17 protein-coding genes and 1 pseudogene are annotated in these 21,643 nt (G+C 67.2%); 1 reads left to right on the plus strand and 17 read right to left on the minus strand.

Features of this window, described 5'->3' with window-relative positions; translation table 11 throughout:
* Positions 1-70: 70 nt before the first annotated feature.
* Positions 71-2,803: a preprotein translocase subunit SecA gene (secA, locus tag LZ605_RS12370; protein WP_249841908.1), complete on the minus strand. Its 2,733-nt coding sequence runs from the start codon at positions 2,801-2,803 to the stop codon at positions 71-73.
* Between the two features lie 234 nt (positions 2,804-3,037).
* On the minus strand, positions 3,038-3,994 hold the full coding sequence (locus LZ605_RS12375) for a M23 family metallopeptidase (RefSeq protein WP_107229860.1): 957 nt from the start codon (positions 3,992-3,994) through the stop codon (positions 3,038-3,040).
* A gap of 12 nt (positions 3,995-4,006) precedes the next feature.
* Between LZ605_RS12375 and LZ605_RS12380 the strand changes: the two genes are divergently transcribed.
* The gene (locus LZ605_RS12380; RefSeq protein WP_249841909.1) at positions 4,007-4,456 is read left to right on the plus strand and encodes a DUF721 domain-containing protein; all 450 of its coding nucleotides are present in this window, start codon (positions 4,007-4,009) and stop codon (positions 4,454-4,456) included.
* A gap of 281 nt (positions 4,457-4,737) precedes the next feature.
* Here LZ605_RS12380 and lpxC read toward each other — a convergent pair whose 3' ends face one another.
* The 15 genes and pseudogenes from lpxC to LZ605_RS12455 form a co-directional block, all read right to left on the minus strand.
* Positions 4,738-5,649 carry a UDP-3-O-acyl-N-acetylglucosamine deacetylase gene (gene lpxC, locus LZ605_RS12385; RefSeq protein WP_249841910.1) on the minus strand — a complete coding sequence of 304 codons (912 nt, stop codon included), beginning with the start codon at positions 5,647-5,649 and terminating at the stop codon, positions 4,738-4,740.
* A gap of 192 nt (positions 5,650-5,841) precedes the next feature.
* Entirely contained in the window at positions 5,842-7,077 is a 1,236-nt protein-coding gene (gene ftsZ / locus LZ605_RS12390; protein WP_107229858.1) for a cell division protein FtsZ, read from the minus strand.
* A gap of 162 nt (positions 7,078-7,239) precedes the next feature.
* Complete coding sequence (gene ftsA / locus LZ605_RS12395) at positions 7,240-8,475, minus strand: cell division protein FtsA (protein WP_005408083.1); 1,236 nt, start codon at positions 8,473-8,475, stop codon at positions 7,240-7,242.
* A 68-nt stretch (positions 8,476-8,543) separates the two neighbouring features.
* Positions 8,544-9,221, minus strand: a pseudogene (locus LZ605_RS12400) (cell division protein FtsQ/DivIB); the annotation flags it as partial.
* Complete coding sequence (locus LZ605_RS12405) at positions 9,218-10,180, minus strand: D-alanine--D-alanine ligase (protein WP_249841911.1); 963 nt, start codon at positions 10,178-10,180, stop codon at positions 9,218-9,220. The gene LZ605_RS12405 and the pseudogene LZ605_RS12400, both read right to left, overlap by 4 nt.
* Complete coding sequence (gene murC / locus LZ605_RS12410) at positions 10,177-11,613, minus strand: UDP-N-acetylmuramate--L-alanine ligase (protein WP_249841912.1); 1,437 nt, start codon at positions 11,611-11,613, stop codon at positions 10,177-10,179. The genes LZ605_RS12405 and murC overlap by 4 nt, the downstream gene beginning before the upstream one ends.
* 40 nt (positions 11,614-11,653) lie before the next feature.
* Entirely contained in the window at positions 11,654-12,739 is a 1,086-nt protein-coding gene (murG, locus tag LZ605_RS12415; RefSeq protein ID WP_249841913.1) for an undecaprenyldiphospho-muramoylpentapeptide beta-N-acetylglucosaminyltransferase, read from the minus strand.
* A complete protein-coding gene (gene ftsW, locus LZ605_RS12420; protein ID WP_249841914.1) occupies positions 12,736-14,058 on the minus strand; it encodes a putative lipid II flippase FtsW in 1,323 nt (440 codons plus the stop codon). Before ftsW ends, murG begins: the two co-directional genes overlap by 4 nt.
* A gap of 1 nt (position 14,059) precedes the next feature.
* On the minus strand, positions 14,060-15,145 hold the full coding sequence (mraY, locus tag LZ605_RS12425) for a phospho-N-acetylmuramoyl-pentapeptide-transferase (protein WP_057498482.1): 1,086 nt from the start codon (positions 15,143-15,145) through the stop codon (positions 14,060-14,062).
* On the minus strand, positions 15,135-16,529 hold the full coding sequence (locus LZ605_RS12430) for a UDP-N-acetylmuramoyl-tripeptide--D-alanyl-D-alanine ligase (protein WP_249841915.1): 1,395 nt from the start codon (positions 16,527-16,529) through the stop codon (positions 15,135-15,137). Before LZ605_RS12430 ends, mraY begins: the two co-directional genes overlap by 11 nt.
* The gene (locus tag LZ605_RS12435; RefSeq protein WP_249841916.1) at positions 16,526-18,085 is read right to left on the minus strand and encodes a UDP-N-acetylmuramoyl-L-alanyl-D-glutamate--2,6-diaminopimelate ligase; all 1,560 of its coding nucleotides are present in this window, start codon (positions 18,083-18,085) and stop codon (positions 16,526-16,528) included. Before LZ605_RS12435 ends, LZ605_RS12430 begins: the two co-directional genes overlap by 4 nt.
* The gene (locus tag LZ605_RS12440; RefSeq protein ID WP_107229851.1) at positions 18,082-19,926 is read right to left on the minus strand and encodes a peptidoglycan D,D-transpeptidase FtsI family protein; all 1,845 of its coding nucleotides are present in this window, start codon (positions 19,924-19,926) and stop codon (positions 18,082-18,084) included. Before LZ605_RS12440 ends, LZ605_RS12435 begins: the two co-directional genes overlap by 4 nt.
* The gene (gene ftsL / locus LZ605_RS12445; protein WP_087921528.1) at positions 19,923-20,186 is read right to left on the minus strand and encodes a cell division protein FtsL; all 264 of its coding nucleotides are present in this window, start codon (positions 20,184-20,186) and stop codon (positions 19,923-19,925) included. Before ftsL ends, LZ605_RS12440 begins: the two co-directional genes overlap by 4 nt.
* Positions 20,183-21,151, minus strand: a complete 969-nt coding sequence (rsmH, locus tag LZ605_RS12450) for a 16S rRNA (cytosine(1402)-N(4))-methyltransferase RsmH (protein ID WP_107229850.1) — start codon at positions 21,149-21,151, stop codon at positions 20,183-20,185. Before rsmH ends, ftsL begins: the two co-directional genes overlap by 4 nt.
* A 14-nt stretch (positions 21,152-21,165) precedes the next feature.
* Positions 21,166-21,567: a division/cell wall cluster transcriptional repressor MraZ gene (locus LZ605_RS12455; protein WP_008266948.1), complete on the minus strand. Its 402-nt coding sequence runs from the start codon at positions 21,565-21,567 to the stop codon at positions 21,166-21,168.
* Between the last annotated feature and the right edge of the window lie 76 nt (positions 21,568-21,643).

The following is a 21,643-nucleotide window of genomic DNA, read 5'->3' on the forward strand; positions in this document are numbered from 1 at the left end:
CGCAATCGCATCGGAAGGCCGCATCGTCCCGCACAAAGAAAAGGCCCCGCTTCCGCGGGGCCTTCCGGGGTCAGCTCAGCTGGCCGTGGCAGTGCTTGTACTTCTTGCCACTGCCGCACGGGCACGGGTCGTTGCGGCCGATCTTGGGCTCGTCGCGCTGCATCTGCGCCACACCCTGCTGCGCGGCCTGCACCTGCGCGGCTTCCTCGTCGGCGCTATAGCCACCGGCGTCCTGGTGCTGGAACTGCGACTGGCTCAGGCGCGCTTCGACCTGCTGGCGCTCGGCCGCTTCCAGCGCCTGCACTTCCTCGTCGCTGCGGATGCGCACGCGGGCCAGCAGGGTCACCACTTCGCGCTTGACGTTCTCCAGCATGTCCGAGAACAGCTCGAAGGCTTCCTTCTTGTACTCCTGCTTCGGCTGCTTCTGTGCGTAGCCACGCAGGTAGATGCCCTGGCGCAGGTAATCCATGCGGGCCAGGTGCTCCTTCCAGCTCTGGTCCAGCACGGTCAGCATCACGTGCTTCTCCAGCGCGCGCATGGTCTCTTCGCCCAGCCCGGCTTCCTTCTCGGCGAAGTGCTGGTTGACGCGCTCCTGCACCTTCACCGCGATGGCTTCGGCGTCCAGCTCCTCGTGCGACTTGACCAGGTCGGTCAGCGACATCTGCAGGCCGAAGTCCGACTCCAGGGTCGCCTCCAGGCCGCGCAGGTCCCACTGCTCGTCGATCGAGTTGGGCGGCACGAAGCGAGCCACGATGTCGAAGATCACGTCGTCGCGGATGCCATCGACGTTGTCCTTCACCGATTCGGCGTCCAGCAGTTCGTCACGCTGGGCGTAGATCACCTTGCGCTGGTCGTTGTTGACGTCGTCGAAGTCCAGCAGGTTCTTGCGGATGTCGAAGTTGTGCGCTTCCACCTTGCGCTGCGCCTTTTCGATCTGGCGGCTGACCAGGCGATCCTCGATGACGTCATCTTCCTTCATGCCCATCATGCGCATGGCCTTCTGCACCCAGTCGGAGGCGAAGATGCGCATCAGGTTGTCTTCCAGCGACAGGTAGAAGCGGGACGAACCCGGGTCACCCTGGCGGCCGGAACGACCACGCAGCTGGTTGTCGATACGGCGCGATTCGTGGCGTTCGGTACCGACGATGTGCAGGCCGCCGGCGGCCTTCACTGCATCGTGGCGCTTCTGCCATTCGGCCTTGATCGCCGCCTTCTGCTCGTCGGTCGCGCCTTCGCCCAGCTCGTGGATTTCCGCTTCCAGCGAACCACCCAGCACGATGTCGGTACCACGGCCGGCCATGTTGGTGGCGATGGTCACCGCCGCCGGACGGCCGGCGTTGGCCACGATGGTCGCTTCGCGGTCATGCTGCTTGGCGTTGAGCACTTCGTGCTTCACACCGGCCTTGCGCAGATGCTCGGACAGCATTTCCGAGGTTTCGATCGAGGTGGTACCCACCAGCACCGGCTGGCCGCGCTTGGCGCACTCTTCGATGTCGGCCAGAACCGCATTGAACTTGCCCTTGCGGTTGAGGAACACCTGGTCCGGGCTGTCCTTGCGGATGGTCGGGCGGTTGGTCGGGATCACCACCACTTCCAGGCCGTAGATGCTCTGGAATTCGAACGCTTCGGTATCGGCCGTACCGGTCATGCCGGACAGCTTCTTGTACATGCGGAACAGGTTCTGGAAGGTGATGCTGGCCAGCGTCTGGTTCTCGCGCTGCACCGGCACGCCTTCCTTCGCTTCCACCGCCTGGTGCAGGCCGTCGGACCAGCGACGACCCGACAGGGTGCGGCCGGTGAACTCATCGACGATGACCACTTCGCCGTCGCGCACGATGTAGTCCACATCACGCTGGTAGATGGCGTGCGCGCGCAGTGCGGCATTCAGGTGGTGGACCACGGTCAGGTTCTGTGCCGCGTACAGGCCCTCGGTCTCGCCGTTGAGGATGCCGGCCTCGACCAGCAGACGCTCGGCGTGCTCCATGCCCGCTTCGGACAGGTGCACCTGCTTGCCCTTCTCGTCGACCCAGAAATCGCCCTCGCCGTCTTCGGCTTCCTGCTTGACCAGGTTCGGCACGACACGGTTGACGCGGATGTACAGCTCCGGGGAATCGTCGGCCGGGCCGGAGATGATCAGTGGGGTACGCGCTTCGTCGATCAGGATGGAGTCGACTTCGTCGACGATGGCGTAGTGCAGGCCGCGCTGGTAGCGGTCGGCCTTGGACAGCGCCATGTTGTCGCGCAGGTAGTCGAAACCGAATTCGTTGTTGGTGCCGTAGGTAATGTCGGCGGCGTAGGCTTCGCGCTTGTCGCTGTGCGGCATGCCCGGGTACACCACGCCCACGCTCAGGCCCAGCCAGTTGTACAGCTTGCCCATCTGCGCGGCGTCGCGGCGGGCCAGGTAGTCGTTCACGGTGACCACGTGCACGCCCTTGCCTTCCAGCGCGTTGAGGTACACCGGCAGGGTTGCCACCAGGGTCTTGCCTTCACCGGTGCGCATTTCTGCGATCTTGCCCAGGTGAAGCACCATGCCGCCGATCAGCTGCACGTCGTAGTGGCGCATGCCCAGCACGCGGCGGCCGGCTTCGCGGCAGACCGCGAACGCTTCCGGCAGCACCTTGTCCAGGGCTTCACCGCCAGCGATGCGCTGCTTGAACTCCGGCGTCTTGGCCTGAAGCTGCTCGTCGGAAAGCTTCTCGATCTCCGGCTCCAGCGCATTGATCTTGGCGACGATGCGGTTGAGCTGGCGCAGCTGTCGTTCGTTACGACTGCCAAATACGCGGGTAAGCAGGCTGTTGATCATTGAAGGAACCGGGTTGGATGGACACGACGCCCGGCCTCCCCCTTGGGATCCGTCCGCCGCAAACGAAACAGGGCGCCTGGCGCCCTGTCGATGGCAACACCCATTGTAGCTTGGGACGGGCGGCTGAGGTTTCAACCCCGCTTTGGGTAGTGCCGGCCGCTGGCCGGCAATCCGCGATGCTGCCGAAGATCATGAGGTTGCCGGCCAGCGGCCGGCACTACCCCAAGCCGGGGTTCAGCCGCGGCTGATGCGCCCGACCGGCGTGTTGCCGCCGTCGCCGAGGAACTTGCGCGGGTTGACCACGTTGCCGTTTTCCCACACCTCGAAGTGCACGTGGGCGCCGGTCGAACGGCCGGTGGAACCGGCCTTGGCCACTTCCTGGCCGGCACGGACCAGATCGCCGACCTTCACCACCAGGCGCGAATTGTGCGCGTAGCGGGTGACATAGCCATTGCCGTGGTCGACGTCGACCACGTTGCCGTAGCCGCCCTTCACGCCGGCGAAGCTGACCACGCCTTCGGCCACGGCCATCACCGGGTCACCGACCCTGGCGTGGAAGTCCATGCCCTTGTGGGTGGCGGCACCGCGGCCGAACGGGTCGGCACGGGTGCCGAAACCGGAGGTCACATAGCTGTTGCGGATCGGCATGCGCGAGGGCACGGCGTTCTGCTGCAGCTGGTGGTCGAACATCAGCGATTCCATCACCGACAGCTGGCGGCCTGAAGCAGCGAAGCGCTGCTCCAGCACCTGTAAGTCGGCGTTGACGTCCTTCACCGGGATGTCGGCGGTCGGGCCGCCGGCATCGCCGTCACCGAGGCCGGGGGTCTCGTTGAAGTCGAATTCGCCGTCTTCCAGCTTGCCCATCTGAGTCAGCCGTTCGCCCAGGGCGTTGAGGCGGGTGGCCTGGGCCTGCAGCTCGCCGAGGCGGGCCGCCAATGCGTTGACCTGGGTCTGCGCATCGCGCTTGACCTTGGCCAGCTCCGCATCCTGGCGCTCGACCTTGGCCTGCAGGCGCGAATCATTCAGCGCGCTGGCGCCAATGCCGCCGGCAAGGCCGATAATGCAGCCTACCCCGAGCACGCTGCCCAGCAGGGCGCGGGGGCGGTCCTCGAAATAGAACCGCAAACGCGTGATCGGCGACGCCTTGGCCTGTCCTTCACGCGTTTTGATTACGATCTTTTTGAATGCCATCAGTGAGTTTTCATGTCTGAGCCGAAATCCAGCGTTCGCCCCGCGTCAGTGCCGAAACCGGCGCTGGATGCGGTGATGGCGGACAAAAGCGGGAACCCGCTGCGGCGTGCCTTGTGGCTCGACGCGCTGGACCGTCAGTTGCGCCCCCAGTTGCCGCCACCTCTGCGCAGCCGTTGCCGGCTGGCCAATGTGGACGGGGAACACCTCGTTTTTCTCGTCGAATCCCCGGTCTGGCATGCCAAGTTGCGGCTTGCCGAGGCCCAGTTGCTCGACGCGGCCCGTTCCATCGGGCTGAAGGCCACCAAGGTGACCATCAAGACTGCGTCCACCACTCCCTCACGCTCCCCAGCGATCGACAACCGGAATGGCCCCCACGCAGTTTCAGCCGCCACGCACAAAGGGCTACGCGACGCCTTGGCTTGCCTGCAGGACATTCCTTCGAAGCCGAAGAAGCGATCCTGAGGGCAACGGAGCATCCGGCTCCGCTCCCCGTCGCACGTGTCACCACGGCGTGAAACATTTCGGGGGCCGGGTCGCATCCTATCCGCCATCCGGGGTCCTGTCGTTAGATTGTTGTTAAAACAACGTTAAGTTCAGGCTTCCGATCCATCAGGTTCACAAAACCGTGACCTCGAACCCGGCTGGACGATCACCAAGCACACTGAATGCGGCAACGGCCCCGGAAACGACAACGCCGCCCTGTCAGGCGGCGTTTTTCTTTTTAATTCAATTATTTACGAAGATCAGGCGTAGGCCGGCGTGGCGTACTCAACCGGATCCGGCGTGGCCGGCGACTCGAAGGTGACCCATTCCCAGGCCGTGGCGTCGGCCATCAGCGCCCGCACCAGCTTGTTGTTGAGCGCATGGCCCGACTTGAAACCTTCATAGGCGCCCAGCACCTGGCCACCGGCCAGATAGAGGTCACCGATCGCGTCGAGGATCTTGTGGCGCACGAATTCGTCGGCGTAGCGCAGGCCGTCTTCGTTGAGCACGCGGAACTCGTCCAGCACGATCGCGTTGTCCATCGAACCGCCCAGGCCCAGGTTGCGCTCGCGCATGTACTCCAGGTCGCGCATGAAACCGAAGGTGCGCGCGCGGGAGATTTCCTTGGTGTAGGCCAGCGTGGAGAACTCGATTTCCTGGCGCGACTGCTTGGCCGGGATCATCGGGTGGTCGAACTGGATGGTGAAGCCCAGCTTGTAGCCCTCGTAGGGGGTGAAGCGGGCCACCTTGTCGCCCTCGGTCACTTCCACGGTCTTGAGCACGCGGATGAAGCGCTTGGGCGCATCCTGTTCCACGATGCCGGCCGACTGCAGCAGGAACACGAACGGGCCGGACGAACCGTCCATGATCGGCAACTCGGCCGAGGACAGTTCGACGATGATGTTGTCCACACCCAGGCCGGCCAGCGCCGACATCAGGTGTTCGACGGTCTGGATCTTGGCGTCGTTGCAGGTCAGGCCGGTGCACAGGGTCACTTCGGTGACCAGCTCGGCCTTGGCCGGCACTTCCACGACCGGGTCCAGATCGACGCGGCGGAACACGATGCCATGGTTGGCCGGTGCCGGGCGCAGGGTCATGTAGACCTTGTCGCCGCTGTGCAGGCCAACGCCGGTGGCGCGGATCGTGTTCTTGAGGGTGCGTTGCTGGATCATGGGGGATGGCCGGAAGTGACACATTAGATTAACACGCGCGGTCCCCTACCCTGACTGAAAGGCAGGCAGGACACACCGGCGCGCCGATGGGACGCGCGTCAAGCAGGGCGGCCGGGCCCATCCTGGCCCGGCGCCCGCGTTTTCAGGACATGGTGGCGCAACCCGGGGAGGACAAGCCCCGGGCGACTCCGCTCAGTCCGCCTGGCGGCGCAGGAACGCCGGGATGTCCAGGTAGTCGTTGGGCAGTTCCGCTGCGGCCGGGGCCGAGGAGGCCGGCGCCGACGGGGTCGAAGCGGCCGCGGTATCGCTGCTGGCACGGCGCAGGCCCAGGCCCATGCCGCCCACCGCCTTGGACACGGCGTCGCCGCCGTTGTCGAAGTCACCGAACTCCGGCTGGCCGGTGGTGGCGTTGCGGACCAGCTTGATCGGCGCACGCTCGCCCGGACGCTGGGTCTTGCTGGCCGAGACGCGGTTCAGGCCGGTGGCGACCACGGTCACGCGCACTTCGTCCTGCATGTCCGGATCCAGCACGGTACCAACCACCACGGTGGCGTCTTCGGAAGCGAAGCCATCGATGGTGCGGCCGATCTCGTCGAACTCGGCCATGGTGAAGTCGGCGCCGGCAGTGATGTTGACCAGGATGCCGTTGGCACCGGCCAGGTTCACATCGTCCAGCAGCGGGTTCTGGATCGCGGCTTCGGCGGCGGCCTGGGCGCGGTCATCGCCACGGGCGGTGCCGGTACCCATCATCGCCAGGCCCATTTCGGACATGACGGTGCGCACGTCGGCGAAGTCGACGTTGATCAGGCCCGGACGCACGATCAGGTCGGCGATGCCCTGCACGGCGCCCTGCAGCACGTCGTTGGCGGCACGGAAGGCCTGGATCATGGTCGCGTTGCGGCCCAGCACGGTGATCAGCTTCTCGTTCGGGATGGTGATCAGCGAGTCGCAGTGCTGGCTCAGCTCCTCGATGCCCTTCAGCGCCACCTGCATGCGGCGACGGCCTTCGAACGGGAACGGCTTGGTGACCACGGCCACGGTCAGGATGCCCATTTCCTTGGCCAGCTGGGCCACCACCGGCGCAGCGCCGGTGCCGGTGCCGCCGCCCATGCCGGCGGTGATGAACACCATGTCCGCGCCCTGCAGCGCGTCCATGATGCGCTCACGGTCTTCCAGCGCGGCCTGGCGGCCGACTTCCGGGTTCGCGCCTGCGCCCAGGCCCTTGGTCACGTTGGTACCCAGCTGCAGCTGCAGCTTGGCACCGCAATTCTTGATGGCCTGCGAGTCGGTGTTGGCGGTGATGAATTCCACCCCATCCACCGCCGAGTTGACCATGTGCGCCACGGCATTGCCGCCGCCGCCGCCCACGCCAACCACCTTGATCACCGCATTGGGTGCCATCTTTTCGATCAGTTCAAAATGCGCCATGTCCGTGTCCTCGTTGTATCCGCTTTGGCTGGCATGGGCATTCGGGCGTCATGCCGTCCTGCTGCATGCCGACGTTGCGGCTGTGTGGGTTGTGTGTTGCCGGTGTTGCGTCGTGTTGCCGGTGTTGCTGCCGGGGGTCACCCGGGTGGTGCCGGTGCCGCGTCAGAACTCGCCGCGGAACCAGGTCTTCAATTTCTTGAACATGCTGCCGGCGCGCCCGGTGGGCAGCGACGGGCGACGCGGGTGCTCGATCTGGCTGCCCATCAGCAGCAGGCCCACGCCGGTGGCGTGCACCGGGTTGCCGACCACTTCGCCCAGGCCGGTCACGTGCTGCGGGATGCCCACGCGCACCGGCATCTGCAGCATTTCCTCGGCCAGCTCGACCACGCCTTCCATCTTCGAAGCACCGCCGGTCAGCACCATGCCGGCGCGCACCAGTTCCTCGAAACCGGAGCGGCGCAGTTCGGCCTGCACCATTTCGAAGATCTCCTCGTAACGGCCCTGCACCGCCTGCGCCAGCGAATGGCGCGGCATGCGGCGCGGCGGGCGGTCACCCACCGACGGCACCTGGATGCTCTCCTCGGCGGTGGCCAGCTGGGCCAGCGCGCAGGCGTAGCGCACCTTGATCTGCTCGGCTTCCGGCGTGGGCGTGCGCAGCATGTGCGCGATGTCGTTGGTCACGTGGTCGCCGGCAATCGGCAACGAGGCGGTGTGGCAGATCGCACCCTGCACGAACACAGCGATGTCGGTGGTGCCGGCACCCATGTCGACCAGCACCACGCCCAGTTCGCGCTCGTCGGCGGTCAGCACCGCCACGCTGGAAGCCAGCGAGGACAGCACCAGATCGTCCACCTGCAGGCCGCAGCGCTGCACGCACTTGCTGATGTTGGCCGCGGCCGACTGCGCGCACACCACCAGGTGTGCGTGCACTTCCAGGCGCACGCCGGTCATGCCGACCGGGTTGCGGATGCCTTCCTGCGAATCGTCCAGCACGTACTCGCGCGGAATGGCGTGCAGGATCTTCTGGTCGGCCGGAATCGCCACCGCCTTGGCCGCGTCCAGCACGCGATCCAGATCGCCCCAGGTCACTTCGCCGTCGCGGATCGGCACGATGCCGGGCGAGTTCTTGCACTGCACGTGGTTGCCGGAGATCGAGGCGTACACCGAGCGGATCTCGCAGCCGGCCATCAGCTCGGCTTCTTCCACCGCGCGCTGGATCGACTGCACGGTCGATTCGATATCCACCACCACACCGCGCTTCAGGCCGCGCGATTCGTGCGAGCCGATACCGATCACTTCGATCGGGTTGCCCGGCGAATACTCGCCCACCAACGCCACCACCTTGGAGGTGCCGATGTCCAGGCCAACGATCAGCGATTTGTCACCCTTGCGATTCATGTCCTTTCCTGCGTCCTGCTGGCCGGGGTCGCCGGCGTTTTCGCCGGCGTGGCCGGGGTACCCCAGCTCAGCGTGAAACCATTGGTGTAACGGAGGTCGGCGCGCTCGATCGGCGCGTCCTGGCGGTTGAGCTGCGGCAGCACCTTGACGAAGCGCTGCAGGCGCGAGCGCGCGTCGTCACGGCCGACCACCACCTCGGTGCCGTTGCTCAGCACCAGCGACCAGCTGCCGCGCGCGTCCATCGTCACCCGCCGCACGTCCACACCGGCCGGTGCGAACAATGCACGCGAGTCGCTGTACAGCTTCATCACTTCTTCGGTCTGGCTGTCCGGGCCGTCCAGCTCGGGCAGTGCCAGGTCGGACAACTTCTTCGGCGTGGGGAACAGCTTGCCCTGCTCGGAGACCAGGCGATCGTTGCCCCAGCGTGCGAACGGCTTGTGCTCGACCAGGGTCACTTCCAGCACGTCCGGCCACTGCTTGCGCACCCGCGCACTCTCCACCCACGGCAGGTTTTCCAGCGCATCCTGGGCATCCTGCAGCTTGACCGCGAAGAAGCCGGCGCGCGCGTACGGCAGCAGCACCTGCTGCAGCTGCTCGGCCGGTACCCGCTTGAACTCGCCATGCACGCGCAGCTTCGCCAGCGGCCAGCGCTCGGCGCCGACCCAGCCATTGACCACGGCCACCACCGGCAGTGCAACTACCGACAGCGCCAACAGCCAGACGAAGATGCGCAGCAGCGCGTTCATGCGTGCCTGGCCTCCAGGGTCTGCTCCAGCACGCGCCACACCAGTTCCTCGAAACCGATGCCGGCCTGGCGTGCGGCCTTGGGCACCAGCGAATGGCTGGTCATGCCCGGCGCGGTGTTCACTTCCAGCAGGAAGAAACGGCCGCTGCTGCGGTCGCGCATCACGTCCACGCGGCCCCAGCCACGGCAGCCGGCAGCGCGGAACGCGGCCAGCGCGATGCGCCGGATTTCTTCTTCGGCGTCACCGTCCAGGCCCGGGCACAGGTATTGGGTGTCTTCGGCGATGTACTTGGCGTTGTAGTCGTACCACTGGCCCTTGGGCACGATGCGGATCGACGGCAGCGCGACATCGCCGAGGATGGCCACGGTCAGCTCATCGCCGACCACCATCTGTTCCATCAGCAGCTGGCCGTCGTAGCGTGCAGCCAGCGCCACCGCCTCATCCAGGCCGGCCTCGTCGGTGACCCGGCTGATGCCCACGCTGGAACCTTCATTGGCCGGCTTCACCACCACCGGCAGGCCCAGTTCTGCGGCCAGCGCATGCACGTTGGAGGCATCGACCTTCCGGTACTGCGGGGTCGGCAGGCCCAGCGACAGCCACACCTGCTTGGTGCGGATCTTGTCCATGCTCAGCGCCGAGCCCAGCACGTCCGAACCGGTGTACGGCACACCGAAGGCGTCCATCAGGCCCTGCACGATGCCATCCTCACCGCCACCGTTGTGGCCGTGCAGGATGTTGAACACGCGGTCGATGCCACCGGCGGCCAGCGCCTTGGCCAGCGCCGGGATGCCATCCACCGCGAACGCATCGACGCCGCGCGACTGCAGCGCTTCAAGCACGTTGCGGCCCGAATCCAGCGACACCTCGCGTTCGCTGGAGCTGCCGCCGAGCAGCACGGCAACACGGCCGAACACGGCCGGGTCGGTCACGCGCAGCGGCGGGAAGGTCAGCGTGCTCACGCCTCACCCTCCGCCTTGAAGCCTTCCACCGCGATCTGGGTGGCCACAGCGCCGATGTCGCCTGCACCCATCATCAGCAACAGGTCGCCGTCCTGCAGGACGTCCGGCAGCACGCTGGCCAGTTCGGCAGCCTTGCCCACCACCACCGGCTCGCTGCGGCCGCGCGCACGGATGGCGCGGGCCAGCGCATGCGAATCGGCACCGGCGATCGGTTCCTCACCAGCCGGGTAGACCTCGCTCAGCACCAGCGCATCGACGCTGGACAGCACTGCGGCGAACTTGTCGAACTGGTCGCGGGTACGGCTGTATCGGTGCGGCTGGAAGGCCACCACCAGGCGCTTGTCGGCCCAACCACCGCGGGCGGCGGCGAACACCGCCTCCAGCTCGCTCGGATGATGGCCGTAGTCGTCGATGATGCGGACCTTGGCACCGCTGGCGGTGGTCACTTCGCCCAGATCGTTGAAGCGACGGCCAACGCCGGCGAAGCTTTCCAGCGCACGCGCGATCGCGTCCGGGGCCACGCCCAGCTGCCAGCCCACGGCCGCAGCGGCCAGTGCGTTCAGCACGTTGTGCTTGCCCGGCAGCGCCAGTACCACTTCCTGGCTGGTGCCCTGCGGCAGGCGCAGGGTGAAGCGCATGCGCGAACCTTCCTGCACCACATTCTCGGCGCGCACGTCGGCCTGCGGGCTCATGCCGTAGCTCATCACGTGGCGCGGGGTCCTGGCGGCCAGCGCGGCCACTTCCGGGTCATCGATGCACAGCACGGCCAGGCCGTAGAACGGCAGGCGCTGCAGGAACTCAGCGAACGCCGCCTGCACGCGGGCGAAATCGTTGCCGTAGTTCTCCAGGTGGTCGGCATCAATGTTGGTGATGATCGACATCAGCGGATTCAGGCGCAGGAAGCTGCCATCGCTTTCGTCGGCCTCGGCCACCAGCCACTGGCCACCGCCCAGCTTGGCGTTGGCACCGGCGGCCAGCAGCTGGCCACCGATCACGAAGGTCGGGTCCAGGCCACCTTCGCTCAGCACCGCAGCGGTCAGGCTGGTGGTGGTGGTCTTGCCGTGCGTACCGGCCACCGCGATGCCGCGGCGGAAGCGCATCAGCTCGGCCAGCATTGCCGCACGCGGCATGATCGGAATGCGCTGGCTGCGCGCTTCCATCAGTTCCGGGTTGTCTTCGCGGATCGCGCTGGACACCACCACGCAGTCGGTGCCCAGCACGTTGGCCGCCGAATGGCCGCGCATGATGCGCGCACCCAGGCTGGCCAGGCGGCGGGTGGCGCCGTTGTCAGCGTTGTCCGAGCCGGACACCTCATAGCCCAGCGTCAGCATCACTTCAGCGATACCGCTCATGCCGGTGCCGCCGATACCGACGAAGTGCACGCGCGGGAACGCGCGCACCAGGTCGTTGGTGTCGTGCAGGCGACGGATCATGCGCGGCCTCGCGCAGGGCAGGCGCGGTGGCATGCCTTCTTCATACAGCTTCCTCAAGAATGATATCGGCAATGCGCTCGGCGGCATCGACCTTGGCCAGGGCACGCGCGGCTTGCGCCATCTGCATGCGGCGGGCGGGATTTTCGGACAGATCGCGCAGCAGTGCGGCAATGCCGTCGGCCAGCGTTCCGTCCTGCTTCAGCAACACCGCCGCGTCGCGCTCGACCAGGTACTCCGCATTGCGGGTCTGGTGGTCATCAACAGCGGCGGGGAATGGCACCAGCACGCTGCCGACACCGACCGCGCACAGCTCGGCCAGGGTCGACGCGCCGGCACGGCATACCACCAGGTCGGCCCAGGCGAAGGCCTCGGCCATGTTGGCGATGAACGGCGTGATTTCAGCCTCCACGCCGGCCTTGGCATAGGCCTCGACCGCTTCGGCATGCAGCTTCTCGCCGCTCTGGTGGCGCACCTGCACCGGCACGTCCGCGCCCAGCGCCGCGATGGCCTGCGGCACGCCGGTGTTGAGCGCACGCGCACCCTGGCTGCCACCGACCACCAGCACGCGAAGCGGACCGTGGCGGTCGGCAAAGCGCTGCTCGGGCGGTGCGATGGCGGCGATTTCCGCGCGCACCGGGTTGCCGACGAACTCTTCGCCCTTGGCGAAGGTGCCCGGGAAACCGGTCAGCAGGCGGCGCGCGTAGCGCGACAGGATGCGGTTGGTCAGGCCCGGCGCACGGTTCTGCTCATGCACGATCAGCGGCAGGCCATGCAGGCGCGTGGCCATGCCACCGGGGCCGGAGGCAAAGCCGCCGAAGGCCACCACCGCGCGCGGCTGGCGCTTGCGAATGATCATGCCGGCCGCACGCAGCGCGCGCATCAGCCGCCACGGTGCACCCAGCAGGGCCAGCTTGCCCTTGCCGCGCAGGCCGGTGATGGCCAGCGTGTCGATGGCAATGTCCTGCTGCGGCACCAGGCGGGTTTCCATCGCGCCCTCGGCGCCCATCCAGGTGACCGGCACGCCGCGCTCGCGCAGCACGCGGGCCACGGCCAGGCCGGGGAAGATGTGGCCGCCGGTACCACCGGCCAGGATCATCACCGGGCGGGCGTTGGAGGTGCTGCTCATGACAGCCTCCCGAACGTCGGTTCGATGCGCGACTGCAGGCGGCTGGTGCCACGCGCGGCATTTGGCGCGGTGGTGGCCGCCGGCTCGGCGCTCATCGGTACGCTGGCCGCCGCAGGTGCAGCAGGTTCGTCCATCGGCTCGGCAACGGCATCTTCGGCGCCACCGCCGATACGCACGGCCTGGCGGCGCTCGGCGCGCTTGAGTTCATAGGACACGCGCAGCAGCAGGCCCATCGCCACGCAGGTCATCAGCACCGACGAACCGCCGGAGGAGATCAGCGGCAGGGTCAGGCCCTTGGTCGGCAGGATGCCCAGGTTCACGCCGATCGAAACAAAGGTCTGCATGCTGATCCACAGGCCGATGCCGAAGGCGATGTAGCCGGAGAAGTGGCGCTTCATTTCCACGCACCGCATGCCCAGCCAGAAGGTGCGGCCCACCAGCAGCGCGTACAGCGCCACGATCACGCAGGTGCCCAGGAAGCCGAATTCCTCGGCGGTGACCGAGAAGATGAAGTCAGTATGCGCCTCGGGCAGGTAGTACAGCTTCTGCACCGAATTGCCCAGGCCAACCCCGGTCCATTCGCCACGGCCCACCGCCATCAGCGCATTGGACAGCTGGTAGCCGTCGCCCTGCTGGTCGGCCCACGGGTCCAGGAACGAGGTGATGCGGCGCATGCGGTACGGCTCGATGATCGCCAGCGCGCTCATGCCAACCAGGCCGATGATCACCGGCATCGACATGCGCGGCATGTTCACCCCGCCCAGCACCAGCATGCCGGCGGTGATCGCCAGCAGCAGGGTGGACGAACCGAAGTCCGGCTGCAGCAGCAGCAGCACCACCAGCGCACCGGCCACGCCCAGCGGCTTGAGCATGGCCGGCCAGGTCGCGTTCACTTCATCGCGGAAGCGCACGAGGTAGCTGGACAGCCAAACGATGTAGAGCACCTTCACCGCTTCCACCGTCTGGAACTTGGAGATGCCCAGGTTGATCCAGCGGCGCGCACCGTTGACGGTGCTGCCCAGGCCCGGCGCGAACACCGCCAGCAGCAGCACGAAGCAGCCCAGCAGCAGCATCTGGTTGTACTGCTCGATGGACTTCAGCTCGGTACGCGCGGCCACCACCGCCAGCACGATGCCGACCGCCAGGAAGATCAGGTGGCGGTTGAGGTAGTAGAACGGGCTGCTCATCAAGGCGATCGAGCTGGACGCCACCATCACCACGCCGACACCGGTGAGCGCGATGATCGCGCCCAGCAGCCACTTGTCGTAGCTGCCTTCGATGGCTTCAAGGCGTGTTGCCTGGCGGGACAGGTCGTTCATCTCAGCGCACCTTCAACGTGGCCAGGCCGATCAGCACGAGCACGACGGAGATGATCCAGAAGCGCACGATCACGCGCGGTTCGGGCCAGCCCTTCAGTTCGAAATGGTGGTGGATCGGCGCCATGCGGAACACGCGCTTGCCGGTCAGCTTGAACGAGGCGACCTGGATCATCACCGACAGCGTTTCGATGACGAACACGCCACCCATGATCACCAGCACCAGCTCCTGGCGGGTGATCACCGCGATCGTGCCCAGCACCGCGCCCAGCGACAGCGCGCCGATGTCGCCCATGAAGACCATGGCCGGATAGGTGTTGAACCAGAGGAAGCCCAGGCCGGCACCGGCAATGGCCGCGCAGATGATCACCAGCTCGCCGGCCCCCGGAATCTGCGGGATCTGCAGGTAGTTGGCGAACACCACGTTGCCCGAGGCATAGGCGAACACGCCCAGCGCGCAGGCCACCAGCACGGTCGGCATGATGGCCAGGCCGTCCAGACCATCGGTCAGGTTCACCGCGTTGGAGAAACCGACGATCCAGAAGTAGGCGATGGCCACAAAGCCGATGCCGGCCAGCGGCAGCGCCACCGACTTGAACATCGGGATATAGAAGGTCAGCGCCGCCGGTACGTCGGCGGTCTGGAACAGGAAGATGCCCGCGGCCAGGCCGAAGATCGACTGCAGCAGGTACTTCCAGCGCGACTTCAGGCCGTTCGGGTCGCGACGGACAATCTTGATCCAGTCGTCATACCAGCCGATGGCGCCGAAGCACAGCATCACCGCCAGCACCAGCCAGACGTAGCGATTGCGCAGGTCGGCCCACATCAGCACCGACAGGGTGACGGTAAGCAGGATCAGCGAGCCGCCCATGGTCGGCGTGCCGGCCTTGGAGAAGTGGGTCTGCGGGCCGTCGCTGCGGATCGGCTGCCCGCCCTTGAACTGGGCAAGCTTGCGGATCATCGCCGGGCCCAGCCACAGCGACAGGAACAGCGCCGTCAGCGCGGCAAGGATGGCGCGGAACGTCTGGTAGTTGAACAGCCCGAACAGGCTCTCCAACTGCTGCAACCATCGAGCCAGTTCATACAACATGCGGGGATTCCTCTCCTTGCGCCAGCAGCGCTTTGACGATCAGGTCCATGGCACTGCCACGGGAACCCTTGACCAGGCAGCGCACACCAGCGTGCAACTCGTCCTGCAGCGCCTGTGACAGCGCATCATGGGTGGCGAAATGGCGGCCACCTTCACCGAAGGCGGCCGCAGCGGAGGCACTGAGCGGACCCAGCGCGTACAGCCGCTTGAGACCGGCCGCGCGGGCGCGCAGACCGGCCTGGGCATGCAGCGCCTCGGCATCCGGGCCCAGCTCACGCATGTCGCCCAGCACCAGCCAGCCCTCTTCCGGCGCAGCGGCCAGGGCGTCGATGGCGGCGGCCAGCGAACCCGGGTTGGCGTTGTAGCTGTCGTCCACCAGCACCGCACCGTTGTGCAGCTGATGGGCGATCTGGCGACCCGGCACCGGCTGTGCCTCGGCAAGCCCGGCCGCAATCAGCGCCAGATCGACACCGGCGGCCAGCGCCAGGCTGGCGGCGGCCAGCGCGTTGCTGACGTTGTGGCGGCCCGGCAGCCCCAGCACCACGCGAGCCTCTCCCGTCGGCGCGACCAGCACGAACTGGCTGCCCTGTGCACCGCCACGGATATCACGCGCGGTGACCTCGGCGGTGTGCTCCAGGCCGTAGCGCAGCACGCGGCAGCGCGGCGGGGTGCCGACGAAATGCTGCTCGAACCAGCGCCCGTAGGCATCGTCCATGTTGATCACCGCCACGCCATCGGCCGGCAGTGCCGCGTAGATCGCGCCCTTGGTGACCGCCACGCCGAGCAGGCTGCCCATGCGCTCCAGGTGCGCCGGGGCGATGTTGTTGACCAGCGCATAGCGCGGGCGGGCGATGTCGGTGAGGTAAGCGATGTCACCCGGCTTGCCGGCACCCATCTCGTAGACGGCGTAGTCGGCATCTTCCGGCGCGTCGATCACCGCCAGCGGCAGGCCGATCTCGTTGTTGCGGTTGCCCGGGTTGGCGTAGACCACCCGGTGCGCCTCGCGCGCCACCTGCTGCAGGATCGACAGCAGCAGGCTCTTCACGCTGGTCTTGCCATTGCTGCCGGTGATCGCGAACACCTCGGTGCCGCGGTCGCGCTGCATGCCGGTGGCGATCTTGGCAAGCGCCAGCTCGCTGTCGGCCACCAGCACCTGCGGCACGTCCAGCGGCAGCAGGCGTTCGACCAGCAGCGCGCTGGCACCGCGTGCCAGTGCGTCGGCGGCGAAGTCATGGCCATCGAAGCGCTCGCCACGCAGCGCCACGTACAGGCTGCCCGGGCCGAGGCTGCGGGTGTCGTTGCTTACAGCGTCGATGGCCACGTCATCGCCGTGGATCTCACCGCCGGCCCAGTGCGCGATCAGCGAAAGCAGGGTGCGCTTCATGCGGCGCCCTCCCCGGCCTGGGAGCCCTCTTCCGCGTCCTGCGGCCGGGCCACTAGTGCATCCATGCGCGTCGCCGCCAGAACACCGGCCTTGGCCGCCAGCGCAGCCGCCGCCACTTCGGTGTCGTCGAAGTCATGGCGCACGCCGTTCACTTCCTGGTACGGCTCGTGGCCCTTGCCGGCAATCAGGATGATGTCGCCGGCACCGGCGCGCTTCACCGCCAGGCCAATCGCACGCGCGCGGCTGCGCTGCACGGTCACCGCCTCGGCGTTCTGGAAGCCGGCCAGGATGTCGGCCACGATCACGTCGCCGTCCTCGCCACGCGGGTTGTCGTCGGTGACGATGACCTGGTTGGCCAGGCGCTCGGCAATGGCGGCCATCTGCGGGCGCTTGCCGGTATCGCGCTCGCCACCGCAGCCGAACACGCAGAACAGCGCGCCGTGCAGGTGGCCGTGCAGGCTGTCCAACGCCTGTTCCAGCGCGTCCGGGGTATGTGCGTAATCGACCACCACGGTCGGCAGACCGTCTTCGCCGCCGAGGCGGTTCATGCGGCCGCGGATCGGCTGCAGCGCCGACAGCACCTCGGCGATGCGCGGCAGCGGCTGGCCCTGCGCATGCAGGGTGCCGGCCACGGCCAGCAGGTTGTCCACGTTGAAGCGGCCCAGCAGCGGCGACTGGACCGCGGCGCGCTGGCCGTCGATGACCAGTTCAAAGGCGATGCCACGGCCATCCAGCTGCAGCGCTTCGGCGCGCACGCCGGCCTCGCTGGCACCCCGCGAGCTCAGGCCGATCGGCTGCACGCCCACCGGCAGGCCGGCGAACAGCTGGCGACCGAAGGCGTCGTCCAGGTTGATCACCGCTGCCTTCAGGCCCGGGCGATGGAACAGCCGCGCCTTGGCCGCGCCGTAGCTGGCCATGTCGCCGTGGTAGTCCAGATGATCGCGGGTGAGATTGGTGAACACCGCCACGTCGTAGTGCACGGCATCCACGCGGCCCTGGTCCAGCGCGTGCGAGCTGACTTCCATCGCCACCGCGCGCGCGCCGGCATCGCGCAGCTGCGCCAGCAGCGCATGCATCTGCAGCACCAGCGGGGTGGTGAAGCCGGTCGGCTCGACGGCGCCATAAAGTCCGGCGCCGAGCGTGCCGATACTGCCACTGGGCGTACCGAGCAGGTGCCAGGCCTGGGCCAGCAGCTGCACGGTGGAGGTCTTGCCGTTGGTGCCGGTCACGCCAACCATTGCCATCGCCCGCGACGGTGCGCCATGGAACTGGTCGGCCATCGCGCCCATGCGCGCGCGCAGGCCCGGCACCGCGATCGCATCGGCCGGGGCCGGCAGCTCGGCAGGCGCCGGCGGTTCGAACAGGATGACGCCAGCACCGGCCGCACGGGCCTGCTCGACAAAGCCCAGGCCATGCGCGCCGAAACCGGCGATGGCGACGAAGGCATTGCCGGGGCGCACGGCGCGGCTGTCCAGCACCAGGCCGGTCAGAACGGGATCATGGCCCGCCAGGGCCACGTCCGGAAGCAACTGCGAAAGCAACATCGAAGGACTCATTGCGTGCCTCCCGTAGCGGGCGGCGTCTGGGCGTGCGCGCTGGGCAGCGCAGCATCGAATTCGGCGGCGGCATCAGCCGGCAGCGCGGCTTCGGCCGGCGGCGCAGGCAGGATCGAAGCCGAGTGGCCGACCTTGCCGGACTGCTGTGCGGCCAGCCACGACTGCAGGTCGTCCAGCGGCACGTCCATCAGGCGCAGGGTGCCTTCCATCACGTTGTGATAGACCGGCGCCGACACCAGGCCGCCGTAGAACTTGCCGGCCTGCGGGTCATTGATGACGATGACGGTGGCAAAGCGCGGGTTGGTGGCCGGCACCACACCGGCGAACAGCGCGTTGTAATGACCACGCTCGTAACCGCCGGGGCCGGCCTTGCGCGCGGTACCGGTCTTGCCGGCCACGCGGTAGCCCAGCACCGCCGCCTGCTTGGCGCCGCCCTGGGTCACCACCGTTTCCATCATCGCCACCACCTGCTTGGCGACGTTCTCGTCGATGATCTGCTGGCCTTCATTGCGCTGGCCCTTGACGAAGGTCGGCGCGATCAGACGACCGCCGTTGGCCAGTGCCGAATAGGCAGTGGCAATCTGCAGCGGGGTGACGTTCAGGCCGTAGCCGTAGGACATCGTGGTCTTGGTGGTACCCGACCAGCGCGCCGGGCGCAGCACCACGCCACCGGATTCACCCGGGAAACCGCTGTGCGGCACCGAGCCATAGCCGAAGCGCCGCACGCCGTCGTAGAACACCTGGTCCGGCATCTTCGCCGCAACCTTGGCCGCGCCCACGTTCGAGCTGCGGGTGATCACGCCGGTCACGTTCAGCACGCCGTTGTTGCGCGGCACGTCGCGGATGGTGAAGCGGCCCAGGGTCATGTAACCCGGGTTGGTGTCGATGATGGTGTCCTTGGTCACCGCACCGGCCTGCAGCGCGGTGGCAATGGTCAGCGGCTTCATCGTCGAACCCGGCTCGACCAGATCGGTCACCGCACGGTTGCGGCGCGCATCGGGCAGCGCGCCGGTCAGTGAATTCGGGTTGTAGGTCGGCAGGTTGACCATGGCCAGGATCTCGCCGGTGGTCACATCCATGATCACCATCGAACCGCCGGCGGCCTTGTTGGCCACCAGCGCGTTGCGCAGTTCCTTGAACGCCAGGTACTGGATGCGGCGGTCGATGCTGAGGGTCAGGTCCTTGCCCGGCTCGGCGGCGCGCAGCAGATCGCTTTCGACGGTCTCGCCCTTGCGGTTGCGGATCACCCGCTTGGCACCGGCCTTGCCGCGCAGCCATTCGTCGAACGCCAGCTCCAGGCCTTCCTGGCCGCGGTCGTCGATGTTGGTGAAGCCCAGCACGTGCGCCATCGCCTCACCCTGCGGGTAGAAGCGGCGGAACTCGCGCTGTGCAGCCACGCCCGGAATCTTCAGCGCCACCACCTTCTCTGCCTCGTCCGGATTGATCCGGCGACGCAGGTACATGAATTCCTTGTCCGACTTCTGCGACAGGCGGCTGCTCAGCTCGTCCACCGACATGCCGACCGCCTGCGCCAGTTCCGGGATGCGCTCGGGCGAGCGCAGCAGGTCCTGCGGGTTGACCCAGATCGAGGCGACCGGCGTGGACACCGCCAGCGGCTCGCCGTTGCGGTCGGTGATCATGCCGCGCGAGGTCTTGATCGGCAGCTCACGCAGGTAACGGGCTTCGCCCTGGCGCTGGTAGAAATCGCTGTTGATGATCTGCACGTAGGCGGCGCGACCGACCAGCGACACCGAGCACAGTCCAAGCGCCAGCGCGACCCAGCGCAGGCGCTGGCGCAGGTTGAAGGCGTTGCGCGGGCGGTTGCGGCCGGTCTTGCTCATGGCCGCACCACCACGATGTCGGCGGCCTCGGGGAACTTCATGCCGAGCTTCTCGCGGGCGATGCGATCAACACGGTTGGCTTCGGCCAGCGTGGCCTGTTCCAGCTGCAGGCGGCCGAATTCCAGATTGATGTCATCGCGCGTGCGCTCGGCGCGCGACAGCTCGATGAACGTCTGCCGATGACGGTGACGCACGAACACGACGCCGATCGCCGAGGCCACGGTCGAGGCCAACAGGATGATCAGCAGCAGCCGGCTCATGCGCTGGCCTCCCGCTTCTGCGCCACACGCAGCACGGCGCTGCGCGCACGCGGGTTGGCGGCCAGCTCTTCGTCGGTGGCCTTGATGGCGCCACCGATCAGGTCCAGCGTCGGCACGAACGCCACCGCCTCGGGCAGGCGACGGTTGGCCGGCGGCGCCTTGGCCAGGCGGTTCATGTACTGCTTGACGATGCGGTCTTCCAGCGAGTGGAAGCTGATCACCGCCAGCCGGCCACCGGGCTTGAGCCGTTCCACCGCCGCATCCAGGCCGGCTTCCAGATCGGCCAGCTCGCGGTTGATGTGGATGCGGATGGCCTGGAAGCTGCGCGTGGCCGGGTGGATCTTGTCTTTCCCACGCGGCATCACCGAAGCGATCAGCTCGGCCAGTTCGGCGGTGCGGGAGAACGGCTGCTTCTCGCGGCGGGCCACGATGGCGCGGGCGATGCGGCGGCTCTGGCGCTCTTCGCCGTAGGTCCACAGCACGTCGGCAATCTCGCGTTCTTCCACGCGGTTGATCCACTGCGCGGCGCTTTCGCCGCTGTCCGGGTCCATGCGCATGTCCAGCGGGCCGTCCTTGCCGAAGCTGAAGCCACGTTCGGCCACGTCCAGCTGCGGCGACGACACGCCCAGGTCGAACAGCACACCGTCCAGGCCTTCAGCCGTCGCATCCCACTGCAGCAGCTGGGCAAAGCTGCCACGGAAGATGGACACGCGCGCATCCGGCGCGAAATCGCGCTCGGCAACGGCGATGGCTTCCGGATCCTTGTCCATGACCAGCAGGCGCCCCTCGGGACCGAGCTGGGTGAGCACGCCACGTGCATGACCGCCACGACCGAACGTGCCATCCAGATAACGTCCGTTTTCGATCACCCTCAGGCCTTCGATGACCTGGGTGTACAGGACCGGCAGGTGCACCGCCGGCGACTGCGACACCGGAAGGTGACCGGTCTGCGCTTCTGGGCGCATCCGGGCACCCCGGCTCACAACTTCAGGTCGAGCAACCCATCACCCAGATCCTCGTCAGACAACGTCTGCTGGATCAGGGCCCGATGCGCCTGCTCGCTCCACAATTCGAACTTGTCGCCCATACCGAGCAATACCGCCTTCTTCTCAATGCCCACCGCACCGCGGTGGCTGGCGGGGATGCTGATGCGACCGTTGCCGTCCAGCTCCAGATGGGCGGCCGAGCCGACCAGCTTCTGCTGCAACAGGCGCACGACGCGCTGGGTGTTGGGCTTGGACATGACGTCGTCGCGGACCCGCTCCCATTCCGACTCTGCATACAGCCACAGGCAGCCGGCTTCGAACGGGTTGTAGGTCAGCACGAGACGGTTGTTGCTGGCGCGCGCGACAAGGTCGCGGTAAGCGGTGGGAACCGCCATGCGCCCTTTGTCGTCAACTGTGATGGCCGTCTCGCCCTGGAACACGACGCGTGCACCTATCCTTCGCCCGGTGAAA

This window comes from Stenotrophomonas maltophilia (assembly GCF_023518235.1).
In the GTDB taxonomy this organism is placed as follows: Bacteria; Pseudomonadota; Gammaproteobacteria; order Xanthomonadales; family Xanthomonadaceae; genus Stenotrophomonas.